At 68.2% G+C, this 12,174-nt stretch carries 11 protein-coding genes, 1 pseudogene and 1 riboswitch; of the genes and pseudogenes, 6 read left to right on the forward strand and 6 right to left on the reverse strand.

What is annotated here, in order from left to right; genetic code table 11:
- Window positions 1-70 precede the first annotated feature (70 nt).
- On the reverse strand, window positions 71-559 hold the full coding sequence (locus LG3211_RS05145; RefSeq protein WP_057941887.1) for a hypothetical protein: 489 nt from the start codon (window positions 557-559) through the stop codon (window positions 71-73).
- A 1-nt stretch (window position 560) separates the two neighbouring features.
- Window positions 561-2,165, reverse strand: a complete 1,605-nt coding sequence (locus LG3211_RS05150) for a peptide chain release factor 3 (RefSeq protein WP_057941888.1) — start codon at window positions 2,163-2,165, stop codon at window positions 561-563.
- A gap of 145 nt (window positions 2,166-2,310) precedes the next feature.
- Between LG3211_RS05150 and LG3211_RS27660 the strand changes: the two genes are divergently transcribed.
- The gene (locus LG3211_RS27660; protein ID WP_484502505.1) at window positions 2,311-2,397 is read left to right on the forward strand and encodes a hypothetical protein; all 87 of its coding nucleotides are present in this window, start codon (window positions 2,311-2,313) and stop codon (window positions 2,395-2,397) included.
- A 38-nt stretch (window positions 2,398-2,435) separates the two neighbouring features.
- Here the strand turns inward: LG3211_RS27660 and LG3211_RS05155 are convergent, their stop codons facing one another.
- Both LG3211_RS05155 and LG3211_RS05160 read right to left on the reverse strand, forming a co-directional pair.
- Window positions 2,436-3,374 (reverse strand): peptidoglycan DD-metalloendopeptidase family protein, encoded by a 939-nt coding sequence (locus LG3211_RS05155; RefSeq protein ID WP_083512321.1) that lies wholly within the window; start codon window positions 3,372-3,374, stop codon window positions 2,436-2,438.
- Window positions 3,375-3,429: 55 nt separating this feature from the next.
- Window positions 3,430-4,530, reverse strand: coding sequence for an NHL repeat-containing protein (locus LG3211_RS05160; RefSeq protein ID WP_057941889.1), 1,101 nt, complete (start codon window positions 4,528-4,530; stop codon window positions 3,430-3,432).
- A 149-nt stretch (window positions 4,531-4,679) separates the two neighbouring features.
- Window positions 4,680-4,801: riboswitch (SAM riboswitch) on the forward strand.
- Between the two features lie 69 nt (window positions 4,802-4,870).
- Between LG3211_RS05160 and metX the strand changes: the two genes are divergently transcribed.
- The 4 genes from metX to LG3211_RS05180 all read left to right on the forward strand — a co-directional run bounded on the left by metX (window position 4,871) and on the right by LG3211_RS05180 (window position 9,780).
- On the forward strand, window positions 4,871-5,935 hold the full coding sequence (metX, locus tag LG3211_RS05165; protein WP_083512852.1) for a homoserine O-succinyltransferase MetX: 1,065 nt from the start codon (window positions 4,871-4,873) through the stop codon (window positions 5,933-5,935).
- On the forward strand, window positions 5,932-7,173 hold the full coding sequence (locus LG3211_RS05170; RefSeq protein ID WP_083512322.1) for an O-succinylhomoserine (thiol)-lyase: 1,242 nt from the start codon (window positions 5,932-5,934) through the stop codon (window positions 7,171-7,173). The genes metX and LG3211_RS05170 overlap by 4 nt, the downstream gene beginning before the upstream one ends.
- Entirely contained in the window at window positions 7,170-8,303 is a 1,134-nt protein-coding gene (locus LG3211_RS05175) for a homoserine dehydrogenase family protein (protein ID WP_083512323.1), read from the forward strand. The genes LG3211_RS05170 and LG3211_RS05175 overlap by 4 nt, the downstream gene beginning before the upstream one ends.
- A 319-nt stretch (window positions 8,304-8,622) precedes the next feature.
- A complete protein-coding gene (locus LG3211_RS05180) occupies window positions 8,623-9,780 on the forward strand; it encodes a DUF3089 domain-containing protein (RefSeq protein WP_057941890.1) in 1,158 nt (385 codons plus the stop codon).
- Window positions 9,781-10,124: 344 nt separating this feature from the next.
- Here LG3211_RS05180 and LG3211_RS05185 read toward each other — a convergent pair whose 3' ends face one another.
- Window positions 10,125-10,706: an NADPH-dependent FMN reductase gene (locus tag LG3211_RS05185; protein WP_148648757.1), complete on the reverse strand. Its 582-nt coding sequence runs from the start codon at window positions 10,704-10,706 to the stop codon at window positions 10,125-10,127.
- Window positions 10,707-10,735: 29 nt separating this feature from the next.
- Window positions 10,736-11,110, reverse strand: coding sequence for a DoxX family protein (locus LG3211_RS05190; protein ID WP_057941891.1), 375 nt, complete (start codon window positions 11,108-11,110; stop codon window positions 10,736-10,738).
- A gap of 128 nt (window positions 11,111-11,238) precedes the next feature.
- Between LG3211_RS05190 and LG3211_RS05195 the strand changes: the two are divergent.
- A pseudogene (locus LG3211_RS05195) lies at window positions 11,239-12,030 on the forward strand (LysR family transcriptional regulator); the annotation flags it as partial.
- Window positions 12,031-12,174: the final 144 nt, after the last annotated feature.

Here is a 12,174-nt window from a genome sequence, read left to right on the forward strand (position 1 = left end):
GAGCCGATGCTAATCGATTGCGCCCGCGGCGCATAACGGCGGCGTTGCGTCCGCGTCGGCGCCCGAGCGGTTACTCCAGCGCGTTGAGCCGGCGAATCCGCCGCAAGCGCCGCTGGATCTTGTGCGGCTTGGCGAAGCGGTATTCCTCCACCTCGACCAGCAGCGCGCAGTCTTCGCCGAAGGCTTCGCGCATCGCATACAGGCGGCCGTTGCCTTCGAACGCCAGCCAGCGCTCGCCCTCGCGCACGACCTTGATCTGCGAGACCGAGGGGATGATGGCGTTCAACGCGGCCAGATCGAGGCGGCCGTGAGCGAGCAATTCATCGCGCCGCGCGATCAGCGCCTCGGCGCGCGCGTGGGTGGCCTGCAACGCCGATTCGCGGTCGATGCGGTGGATCGGATGAAGGGCGCGCAGCGGCGCCATCGCCTGCGCCTTGTCGCTGCGCAGGCGGTGGATGTCCATGATCACCTTGCCCATGTAGGCGTCCTTGTAATCGAGCGCGGCGACTTCGCTGCGCTTGCTCATCAAGTACAACCACCATTGGCGCAGGCGCGACATCTCAGTCCATCGCGATCGCGTGCGCGTGTTCGCGCGTGGCCAGGAATTCCACGCCCGGCGCGCGTTCCTGCGCCAGTTGCAGATTGACCCGGGTCGGGGCCAGGTAGACCAGTTCGCCGGCCGCGTCCACCGACAGGTTGAGCGCGTTCTTGTCGCGGAACTCCTCGAGTTTCTTCGCGTCCGCGCAGCGGATCCAGCGCGCGGTGGCGACGCCGACCTGCTCGAAGCTGGCATCCACGCCGTATTCGTCCTTGAGGCGATAGGCGACCACGTCGAACTGCAGCACGCCGACCGCGCCGAGGATCAGGTCGTTGCTCATCAGCGGACGGAAGAACTGCGTGGCGCCTTCTTCCGACAACTGCGCCAGACCCTTCTGCAACTGCTTGAGCTTGAGCGGATCGCGCAGGCGCGCGCGCCGGAACAGTTCCGGGGCGAAGTTGGGAATGCCGGTGAACGACAGGTTCTCGCCTTCGCTGAAGCTGTCGCCGATCGAGATCGTGCCGTGGTTGTGGATGCCGATGACATCGCCCGGGAAAGCGGTCTCGGCGATCTCGCGATCGGAGGCCATGAAGGTCAGGGCGTTGGCGAGTTTGACTTCCTTGTTGGTGCGCGCGTGGAAGGCCTTCATGCCGGCGTTGAACTTGCCCGAACAGATGCGCATGAACGCGACCCGGTCGCGGTGCTGCGGATCCATGTTGGCCTGGATCTTGAACACGAAGCCGGTGAGTTTTTCCTCGGTGGGCTGCACTTCGCGCGCGGTGGTCTCGCGCGGCCGCGGCGAGGGCGCGTGTTCGACGAAGAAGTCCAGCAGCAGCTGCACGCCGAAGTTGTTCACCGCCGAGCCGAAGAACACCGGGGTCTGCTCGCCGCTGAGGTATTTGGCCTTGTCGAAGGGATGCGAGGCGCCTTCGACCAGTTCCAGTTCATCGCGCAGCTCGGCCAGCATGTTCTCGCCGATGCGCGCGGCCAGGCCGGGATCGTCGATCGAGGCGAAGATGGTCGAGTCCTGGCGGGTGAAGTTGCGGCCCTGTTCGTACAGGTGCACCTCGCCGGTGAGCAGATGCACCACGCCCTTCAGGCGCTGGCCCATGCCGATCGGCCAGGTGATCGGCGCGCACTGGATGCCGAGCACGCTTTCGACTTCGTCGAGCAGGTCGATCGGGCTCTTGCCTTCGCGGTCGAGCTTGTTGATGAAGGTCATGATCGGCGTGGTGCGCAGCCGGCAGACTTCCATCAGCTTGATGGTGCGTTCTTCCACGCCCTTGGCGACGTCGATGACCATCAGCGCCGAGTCCACCGCGGTCAGCACGCGGTAGGTGTCCTCGCCGAAGTCGGCGTGGCCGGGGGTGTCGAGCAGGTTGACGATGTGGCCTTCGTAGGGGAACTGCATGACCGAGGAGGTCACCGAGATGCCGCGCTCTTTTTCCAGCGCCATCCAGTCCGAGGTCGCGTGGCGCGCGGCCTTGCGGCCCTTGACGCTGCCGGCCATCTGGATCGCGCCGCCGAACAGCAGCAGCTTTTCGGTCAGCGTGGTCTTGCCGGCGTCGGGGTGCGAAATGATCGCGAAGGTGCGTCGGCGGAGGGCTTCTTGGGAGACTTCGGACATGGGAACGGCGCGCCCGGGGCGCGTCGGCAGGTAACGGGGAGGCGGGGATTATACCTGCGGCAGGGGATGGGGCCGGGAAGTCTTTGCGGGGCCGCGAAATCCTGCTGAGGTCCCGAGGTCTTTTGTGGGAGGGCCTTCAGGCCCGATGCCTTTCGGCCCGATCGCGGCGCCGGATCGGAAAGCGTCGGGCCTGAAGGCCCTCCCGCAAAAGACCTCGAAGCGCCCAGCCTGATCCCGATTCCCGATTCCCGATTCCCGATTCCCAGCCTCTCAGCGCGTCCCGCTGGACAGCCGCAACGGCCCCTGCGGCCCGGTCATTCGGAACGGGATCGACTCCAGCCGCATCCCGCGATTGACCTGCACGGCGAAATGCAGATGCGGCCCGGTGCTGAAGCCGGTGTTGCCCGACAGGCCGATCTGCTGGCCGGCGCGCACGCGCTGGCCGACCCGCACGATCACGCCGTCGTCGGCCTTGAGGTGGGCGTACAGGGCCATGCTGCCGTCGTCGTGGACGATGCGCACGAAGTTGGCGCGATCGCCGAATTTCTCCAGATTCAATCCGGCCTTGTCGAAGTCGGTCTCGACCTGCATCACCGTGCCGTCGCGCGCGGCCAGCACCGGCGTGCCGATCTCGGCGGCGAAATCCACCGCGTAGCGATGCTCGGGTTCGGTGTGGCTGAAATGGCCGCCGTAGCCCTGGTCGATGCGGAATTGCTGCTGCTGCAGCGGCAGCAGGTAGTCGGCGTTCTGCGCGCGCGCGTCCGGATCGCCGGGCACCGAGCGCATGCTCAGCTCGAAATCGCCGCCGCGGGTCGGGTCTTGCGCGCTGAGCACGCTGACCACCGCGCTGCTGCGCGCCGCCACCGTCGCGCTGGCCGGCAGCAGCGGGCTGCCGATGATGTTGTTGCTGTGGGTGAAATCCAGGCGCACTTCGATCGGCCCGGACAGGGTGTTGTCGGCCCAGGCCAGGTAGCGGTCGCCGTCTTGCTGCACGCGCAGCCGCGCGATCGAACCGGGCTCGGCGCGGAACGGAATCACTTTGACTTCCGACGGCGGCGCCGAGGCCGGGGCGCGGTCGCCGTAGTGGGTGACGCCGCTCTTGTCGGTCCAGCGATACAGCTTGCCGGCCTGCACCGCGTGCGCGGCGAGCAGGGTCAGGCACAGGCCGATGGCGATGCGGCGTTTGGCGGAGGAGGTCGGGCGCGGCATGGTTCGGTGCGAAGGACGGATGCGGAGGAGGGCGGGCGGATCGGTAAGGCGCGGGTCAGTCCAGACAACCCGATTGCAACTGCAGGGCGCGCGCGATGTCGCCCAGATCGAAGCCGGTCACCGAGCGATCGTCGTGCACCGCGTACAGCGCGCCGGTCGGAAAGGTCTTGGTTCCGGCCGCGTGCAGGGCGATGCCGTCGGTGTGCGCGGTGACCTCGCCGCTGAAGCTGCCTTGCGGCTTCAGGGTATCGCGGTCGAATACATGGAAGATCGTGCGCGGCATGAGTTGATCGACCGCGATCCAGTAACCGCCGCCGCCGGGGCAGCTCCACAGCGCCACGCCCTCGGCCTGGGCGTCGAAGGAGCGGTCGGGCAGGCGGCGGCCGGTGTAACGGCCGGCCAGGGTGTATTCGCGCAGGGTGGACAGGTGGCGCTGGTCTTCGTCGGCGATCAGCAGGCGGTCGTTAGCCGGATCGCCCGAGATCGATTCGACGATGCGCAGCGCCGCGTCCTCGCTGACGTCGCCGAACGAGCCCTGGTATTCGCTGGACATCCGGTCGTCGTCCTCGAAGCGCAGACGATAGCGGCGCACGCGCTGGTCCAGCTCGTTGAGCGGCGGCACGCGATCGAATTTCTCGCCGTACATGAAGCTGTCGGTGATGTAGGCCTCCAACTCGCCCGGCGCGGTCTCGTTGATCCATACCCCATAAGGACTGCGCAACTGCGCGTCGCCGAAGCTGCCGACCGGAGTGAAGCCGGGCAGGCGCAGCACCTGCACGCGGTGGTTGTCGCGTTCGACCACGAACAGGTAATCGCCGAACACGGCCAGGCCGTTAGGACGCTTGAACTGGCCCAGCGCGCTGCCCTTGGCGCCGACGCTGCGCAGGCGCTCGCCGCTGTCGGCGTCGTAGACGGCCAGGCTGTGGGTGGACTTGGCGCTGGCGATCAGCCAGGTCGAGCCGTCTTCGCCGGGCCAGGTGGCGAGCGAGTCGAGTTCGTCCTGCGGATTTTCCTTGGAGACGAAGCGCTCCGGCACGATCCGCAGCCCGGCCGGACCCGGACTGGCGGTGCGGGTTTCCGATTCCAGGACCGGGTGGGCGGCGCAGGCGGACAGCAGCAGGCTGGCGAGGACGGCGGCGACGAGGCGGCTATTCATCGGCACAAGTGTATGCGGGCCCGATGGCAACGGGGTGGCGGCCGCATGCGCTTTGAGCACTCGGTCGGGTCCGGGGCTGGGCTAAATAATAAATCGCTATATGCGGATGAAGCGATTGACACGCCCCGCGGCCGTGGGCAGACTACGCCCATCCATCGAGACCGGCAGAGGGACAGGCCCTTTGAAGCCGGGGCAACCCAAGGCGGCGCAAGCCGCGTGAAGGTGCCAATTCCTGCGGCCCGCCCTGGAGGCGTTGGTCGGAAGATGGTTGCGAACACGCGCAGCGATGCGCGTGCGCGACTTGCGAACTCGGTGGCCCCGTTCACTTCGGATGACCGCCATGAGCTTCGCCCCCAGCACCGCCGCCTTCGATCGCGCCGACAGCTTCGTCTCTTATTCCGCCGCCGCCGCGCCGGTCGCTTTCGAGCGCACCGCCAGCGCGCGTGCCGCGGCGACGCGCGGCGAAGTGCGCATCGAACTGGAGCTGCGCTATTCCGGCCGCCGCGCGCTGACCTTGCGCTACGAAACCCAGGGCGATGCTTCGTTGCCGGCGCTGTTCGTCGCCGGTGGAATCTCGGCGCACAAGCATCTGGCGCCCAGCCGTGAGTTCGGCGAGCAGGGTTGGTGGGAGTGCCAGGTCGGCGCCGGCCGCTCGCTGGACCCGACCCGCTATCACCTGGTGTCGTTCGACTGGATCGGCGCCGACGGCTCGCTCGACATCGTGCTCGATCCGGCCGACCAGGCCGACGCCATCGCCGCGCTGCTCGACGCGCTGCGCATCGAACGCCTGCAGGCTTTCGTCGGTTACTCCTACGGCGCGATGGTCGGCCTGCAGTTCGCTTCGCGTCATCCGACCCGCGTCGGCGAACTGGTCTCGATCAGCGGCACCCACCGCGCCCATCCCTACGCCGCCGCCTGGCGCGCGCTGCAGCGCCGCGCGGTCGCGCTGGGCGCGCTGCAGTGCGACGAAAGCCAGGGCCTGGCGCTGGCGCGCGAACTGGCCGTGCTGAGCTATCGCACGCCGGAAGAATTCGTCGAGCGCTTCGGCGCCGCGCAAGTGGTCGACGGCCGCGTGCGCGTCGCCGCCGAGGACTACCTCGACCATTGCGGCAACAAGTACGTCGCCCGCACCCCGCCGACCGCGTTCCTGCGCTTGTCGGAATCGATCGACCTGCAGCAGGTCGATCCGGCCAGCGTGCGCATTCCGGTGACTGTGGTCGCGGTGACCGAAGACCGCCTGATTCCGCTGGGCGAGTCCTACGACCTGATCGAGCGGCTGCGCGGCGAAACCCGCCTGCGCGTGCTGCGCTCGATCTACGGCCACGACGCCTGCCTGAAAGAACAATCCCAGATCGACACCATTCTTCGCGAAGCGTTGGCCGACTGTACGTCGGTGGCCGCATGAGCAATCACACCTACGGAGCGGCCTACGTGAGCATCGATTCGACCCCGACCAGCACCCGCAATCCCTGTACCGCCGCAGTGCGCGCCGGCATCGACCGCGACGCCGCTCACGGCGCCGTCACCCCGCCGATCGTGCTGTCGTCCAACTTCAGCTTCGCCGGTTTCGACCAGAAGCGTCAGTACGACTACACCCGCAGCGGCAACCCCACCCGCGATCTGCTCGGCGAAGCGCTGGCCGAACTCGAAGGCGGCGCCGGCGGCGTGATCACCTCCACCGGCATGTCCGCCATCACCCTGGTGCTGCATGCTTTCCTCAAGCCCGGCGACCGCATCGTGGTGCCGCACGACGGCTACGGCGGCAGCTGGCGCCTGTTCAACGCACTGGCCGCCAAGGGCGCGTTCGAGCTGATCACCGCCGACCTCACCGATCCGCGTTCGCTGACCGAAGCGCTGGCCACCGATCCGGCCGTGGTCTGGATCGAAACCCCGTCCAACCCGCTGCTGCGCATCACCGACCTGCGTTTTGTGATCGAAGCCGCGCAGGCCAAGGGCGCGCTGACGGTGGTGGACAACACCTTCCTGTCGCCGGCGTTGCAGCGTCCGATCGCGTTCGGCGCCGATCTGGTCGTGCATTCGACGACCAAGTACATCAACGGCCACAGCGACGTCGTCGGCGGCGCGGTGGTGGCCAAGACCGCCGAACATCACCAGCACCTGACCTGGTGGGCCAACGCGCTGGGGCTGACCGGTTCGCCGTTCGACGCCTTCCTGACCCTGCGCGGCCTGCGCACGCTCGATGCGCGCCTGCGCGTGCACCAGGAAAACACCCAGGCCATCGCGGCGTTGCTCGACAACCATCCGGCGGTGCGCGTGGTGCATTACCCGGGTCTGGAGTCGCACCCGGGCCATGCGCTCGCCGCGCGCCAGCAGAAGGGCTTCGGCGCCATGCTCAGCGTCGAGATCGACGGCGGCGTGGACGCGGTGCGCGCCTTCGTCAACGGCCTGACCTGCTTCACCCTGGCCGAGTCGCTCGGCGGCGTGGAAAGCCTGGTCGCGCATCCGGCGACCATGACCCACGCGGCGATGTCTGCCGAAGCGCGCGCCGCCGCCGGTATCGGCGATGGTCTGCTGCGCCTGTCGGTCGGCATCGAGCACGTCGATGACCTGATCGCCGACCTGGAAGCCGCGCTGGAACGCGCGAGCGCGGTGGTGGCCACGGCGGCGCGCGTCAAACGATGAACGTCGCGGCCGGCGTTGCGCATTCGGACACCTTGCAAGCGCTGGCGCCGCACGAGCGCGGCCGCGCGACGCGGGCGCCGGCGCGGGTGGCCCTGCTCGGCACCGGCACGGTCGGCGGCGCGGTGATCGCGCGCCTGGCCGCGTGGCGCGATGCGCCGCTGGGCCAGCGGCTGTCGTTAGTGCACGTGGCCAATTCGCGTCGCGCCGTGGTCGGCGAGGACGGAATCGCCGCGGACGCGGCGGTGTCGGCCCTGGCCGGCTCGGCGCGCGCCAGTTCGCTGGACGAAGTCGCCTTCGCGTTGGACGGCGAGGGCGCGCGCGTGGTGATCGACGCCACCGCCAGCGAAGCGGTCGCCGAACGTCATCCGCAGTGGCTGGCGCAAGGCATTCACGTAGTCACCGCGTGCAAGATCGGCCAGGGCACTTCGCTGGCGCGCTGGCGCGCGATCCGCGAGGCCTGCGCGCTGGGCGGCAGCGGATACGGCGACAGCGCCACGGTCGGCGCCGGCCTGCCGTTGCTGCGCAGCCTGCGCGAATTGCAGAACGGCGGCGATCGCATCCACGCCATCGCCGGCGTGTTGTCGGGTTCGCTGGCATGGCTGTTCAACAATTACGACGGCATGCGCGCGTTCTCGGCGCTGGTGCGGCAGGCGCGCGACGCCGGCTACACCGAGCCGGACCCGCGCGACGATCTGTCCGGCGAAGACGTGCGGCGCAAGCTGCTGATCCTGGCGCGCGCCTCGGGCGTGGCGCTGGATGCGGGCGAGGTCGAAGTCGCCTCGCTGGTGCCGGCGGAACTGGCGATCCTGTCCAAGGACAGCGTCGATGCGGCCTTGCCCGCGCTCGATGCGCCGCTGCGCGAGCGCTATGCGCAGGCCTACAAGAACGGCGAGAAACTGCGCTTCATCGCCCGCCTGGAGCGGGGCGAGGACGGCCGCGCCACGGCCAAGGTCGGGCTGGAGTCGCTGCCCGGCGATCATCCCCTGGCCGGCGGCGCCGGCACCGACAACAAGGTCGCGATCTGGTCGGATCGTTACCGCACGCAGCCGCTGGTGATCCAGGGGCCGGGCGCGGGCGCGGAAGTCACCGCGGCCGGGTTGCTCGACGACGTATTGCGACTGGTCGGCTGAACGTCTCGCGGCCGTTGCCGACCTTTGGCCCGAGCCGGCAACCGCCGGCGCTCGGTGCCTGATCGCGACCTGGGTCACAGCGCTCCGGCCGTGATCGGATGGCGCCCCGGCGCCATCGTGATCGCGTCACCTCGGCACCGCCCCTGCGATGCCCGGCACAAGCGATTACGACCGTGGTCACTTCGTGTCCATACCCGCGGCACACAGCGTGATATCCGGCATTATTCGGTTACACGATCGCACTGGAATGCCGTCGCCGCTGCGGTCACACTCGGGCGCTGGCGAGCGATTCCCGCTCGCCCGACGCTCGCAGGCGCGCATGAAAACGATCCGATGGCCTTGGTTGGCGCTGCTGCTGATTTCGCTGTGCGGCTGTGCGCGCATGTTCGATCCCAAGCACGATTTCGATCGCAGCCCCGAGCCCGGCGCGCCGGATTATCGCGACCCGCGCTTCTGGGCGGCGCTGCCGGACAAACGCGACGCCTCCGATTCCACGCCCCTGGGCATGCGCAATCGCCAGCACGACGCGCCCGTGGACGTGTTCTTCATCCACCCGACCACCTACTTCGCGCGCGCGCACTGGAACCAGCCGCTCGACGACGAAGACGCCAACCGCGGCACCGGCTTCACCCTGCGCGCGCAGGCCAGCGCCTTCAACGACAGCGGCCGGATCTACGCGCCGCATTACCGGCAGATGTCGCTGAGCGGTTACGTATCGGCCTCCGACGCCGACCGCGACAGGGCGCTGGACCTGGCCTACGCCGACGTGCGCGCGGCCTTCGCCGTGTATCTGCAGCAGTGGTCGAAAGGCCGGCCTTTCATCATCGCCGCGCACAGCCAGGGCAGCGGACACGGGTTGCGGCTGGTGTCGGAATTGATGTCGGACCTGTCCGCCGACCCGGCTCTGCGCAAGCGCCTGGTCGCCGCCTACCTGATCGGCGCGGCCGTGCCCGAGGACGCGCTAAAGCGGACCATTCCCGGAGTCCCGCTGTGCGCGTCGCCGACGCAGACGCGTTGCGCGGTGTTCTACAACTCGGTCGAAGCCGGCGAGGACGTGCCCAAGCGTTTCGAGCACGTGCGCGCCTGGTATCCAGACGGCTATCGCACGACCGAACAACCGCGGCTGTTGTGCGTCAATCCGGTCACCTGGCGCGGCGATGCGCTGGCCAGTCCGCTCGCCGCGCATCGCGGCGCGGTGCATGCCGAACCCAACCGGCCCTTGCCCGAGCCGCAGGCCGGCCGGGTGACGGCGCAATGCGACAACGGCCTGCTGGCGGTCACGCTGCCCGATGGCGAATGGCGCAAGTGGTGGTTCGGCGGCGACCAGCACGTCAACGATTACCAGTTGTTCTACATGGACATCCGCGCCAATGTCGCCCAGCGGGTGGCGGCGATGACGCATCGCGGCGGCGCTTCGGTTACCGCGCCTGCGGTTAAGCCGAAGCGAAACGGCAAGCCGCGCAAGCCGGCGCCGTAAGCGCGGGCTTCGATGCATCAGGTGCCGGGGCGTAACGGCGGGCTGGTTTGGCGGCCGGTGGATTGAGGGTGCTGTAAGGCAAATCCCCCGGCGCAGACGGATTCATCTGAAACAGGCCGCGTGGGCGCCAGCCCCCTTTTTCAAAGGGGGCGAATTGTCGCGGCTCGGGCTTTGGCAACTTCTTTTGCCTTGGCAGTTCTCGCAGCCTCCGCGTCGCCTCCTCCCTTTGCCTTTGCAGTTCCCCCCTTTGGAAAAGGGGAGCAGGGGGGGATTTGCTTTTGGCCTTTGCAGTTCCCCCCTTTGGAAAAGGGGGGCAGGGGGGATTTGCTTTTGCCCGCAATCGCTCAAGCCACCTTCCGCTCACGAGCCGCCTTCAACGCCTCGGCCCACCAAAGCAACTGATCGAACATCGCCTCGCGCGCCTGCGTCAGATAAGCGTAATCGTCCAACGCCCGCCCTTGCTGGAGGATGCCCAGGAACGGCTCCAGGCCGATATGCACCGCATTACGAATCGGCGCCATCTTTAATTCGATCGCATGCTGGCGCAGTTGCTCGATCGCGCGCGAACCGCCGACGCCGCCGTAGCCGACGAAGGTCACCGGCTTGTCCGCCCATTCCACGAACGCCGAATCCAGCGCGTTCTTGAGCACCGCGGTCGGGCCGTGGTTGTACTCGGCGGTGGTGAGGATGTAGCCGTCGTATTCGCCGATGCGCTTGCGCCAGGCGTCGGCGGCCGGGTTCTGGTAGACGCCGCCGGTGAACGAGGGCGGCACCGGTTCTTCGAACAAGGGCAAGGGGTGATCGCGCAAGTCGAGCGTGTCGAGTTTCAGCCCGCGCGCTTGCGCGCCGGCCTGAACCCAGGCGGCGGGCACGTCGGCGAAACGGTTCGGGCGGGTACTGCCGATGATGAGGGCGATGCGGGGCATGGATATTCCTGGGGCGAAAGTGAAAACGATCAGGCGGCCGCGACCGGCGCGCGGGTCGGGCGCAGCCGCCACGCGACGAACGCGGCGAGAGCGCCCAGCACCAGGGCCGGCACCGGGCTGCCGCCGATGAAAAACACATGCACGGCGATAGCGCAGAGCATGGTCGCGAGCAGCAACACGCCGCCGAAGAAACCGCCGCGCGGCACCAACAGCAGCGCCGCGGTGGCGAGTTCGGTGGCGCCGGTGAAGTAGCGGAACCATTGGCCGAAGCCGAGCCGTTCGAACAGCTCGACCTGGAACGGCAGACCGGCCAGCTTGCTGGCGCCGGCGGCGATCAGGGCCACGGCCAGGACGATGCGCAGCATCCAGATCAGCGGGGAGGAAGCGGGGGAGGGACGGGACATGGCCGAAACGCTCGAAACAGGGACGATGCGGAACGATAGGCCCTGGTCGATTACTCGAAAAAGTGGGTTAATTGCATTTCAGTCGTCCACAAAGGCGAGCAATCGTGCTCGACATCAACGCCGTCGCCGTGTTCGTCCAGACCGTCAAGACCGGCAGCTTCGCCGCCGCCGGACGCCGCCTGGGGCAGCCGGCCAATACCGTGAGCCGGCGCGTGCAGCAGCTGGAAGAGCAGCTGGGCACGCGCCTGCTGCAGCGCTCCACGCGCAAGCTCAGCCTGACCGGCGCCGGACGCGAATTCTTCGACCGCTGCGTGGCCGGCATCGAGGACATCGAAAGCGCGCAGGCGGCGATCAGCGAAGGCAACGGCGAACCGCGCGGCATCGTGCGCGCGGCGGTGGTCGCGGACTTCTTCGAATTCTTTCCGCTCGAACGCATCGAGCAATTGTTGAGCCGGTATCCGGAGCTGAAGCTGGAGTTCGTGCTCAGCGACGCGCACATCGACTTGATCGAGCAATCGATCGACGTGGCCTTCCGCGCCGGCGATCTGGCGGACTCCAGCCTGGTCGCGCGCCGGCTCAGCGACAGTCAAAGCCATGTGCTGCTGGCCTCGCCCATGTATCTGCGCAAACACGGCAGCCCGGCCACGATCGCCGAGTTGGCCGAGCACGATTGCCTGATCGCGCCGGCCGCGCAGGGGCGCGCGAACTGGCGCCTGGACGGGCCCGAAGGCGCGGTCGAGGTGCGCGTGGGCGGGCGTTTCGCCGCCAATACCTTGCTCAGCCAGGTGCGCGCCGTGCGCGCCGGCCTGGGCATCGGCTTGTTGCCGCATGCGCTGATCGCCGAGGATTTGCGCGCGCAGCGTCTGGTGCACGTGTTGCCGCAGTACAGCCGGCGCAGCGGCGGCATGTTCGCGGTCTACCCGACCCGGCGTCAGGTGCCGCGCGCGGTCGCGGCGTTGATCGAGGTGGTCGAGTCGGCGCTGGACGAAATGCTGGCCGGACCAAGGGACGGCGAAAGCGCATGCATCGCACTGGAAACGCCGTTGCGGCGTCTGGTTTAGGCC

Source organism: Lysobacter gummosus (assembly GCF_001442805.1).
Lineage (GTDB): Bacteria > Pseudomonadota > Gammaproteobacteria > Xanthomonadales > Xanthomonadaceae > Lysobacter > Lysobacter gummosus.

Coding starts and splice junctions, on each gene's coding strand:
- LG3211_RS05145 (WP_057941887.1), bottom strand. CDS start 559: ATGTCGCGCCTGCGCCAATGGTGGTTGTACTTGATGAGCAAGCGCAGC.
- LG3211_RS05150 (WP_057941888.1), bottom strand. CDS start 2,165: ATGTCCGAAGTCTCCCAAGAAGCCCTCCGCCGACGCACCTTCGCGATC.
- LG3211_RS27660 (WP_484502505.1), top strand. CDS start 2,311: ATGCCTTTCGGCCCGATCGCGGCGCCGGATCGGAAAGCGTCGGGCCTG.
- LG3211_RS05155 (WP_083512321.1), bottom strand. CDS start 3,374: ATGCCGCGCCCGACCTCCTCCGCCAAACGCCGCATCGCCATCGGCCTG.
- LG3211_RS05160 (WP_057941889.1), bottom strand. CDS start 4,530: ATGAATAGCCGCCTCGTCGCCGCCGTCCTCGCCAGCCTGCTGCTGTCC.
- metX (WP_083512852.1), top strand. CDS start 4,871: ATGAGCTTCGCCCCCAGCACCGCCGCCTTCGATCGCGCCGACAGCTTC.
- LG3211_RS05170 (WP_083512322.1), top strand. CDS start 5,932: ATGAGCAATCACACCTACGGAGCGGCCTACGTGAGCATCGATTCGACC.
- LG3211_RS05175 (WP_083512323.1), top strand. CDS start 7,170: ATGAACGTCGCGGCCGGCGTTGCGCATTCGGACACCTTGCAAGCGCTG.
- LG3211_RS05180 (WP_057941890.1), top strand. CDS start 8,623: ATGAAAACGATCCGATGGCCTTGGTTGGCGCTGCTGCTGATTTCGCTG.
- LG3211_RS05185 (WP_148648757.1), bottom strand. CDS start 10,706: ATGCCCCGCATCGCCCTCATCATCGGCAGTACCCGCCCGAACCGTTTC.
- LG3211_RS05190 (WP_057941891.1), bottom strand. CDS start 11,110: ATGTCCCGTCCCTCCCCCGCTTCCTCCCCGCTGATCTGGATGCTGCGC.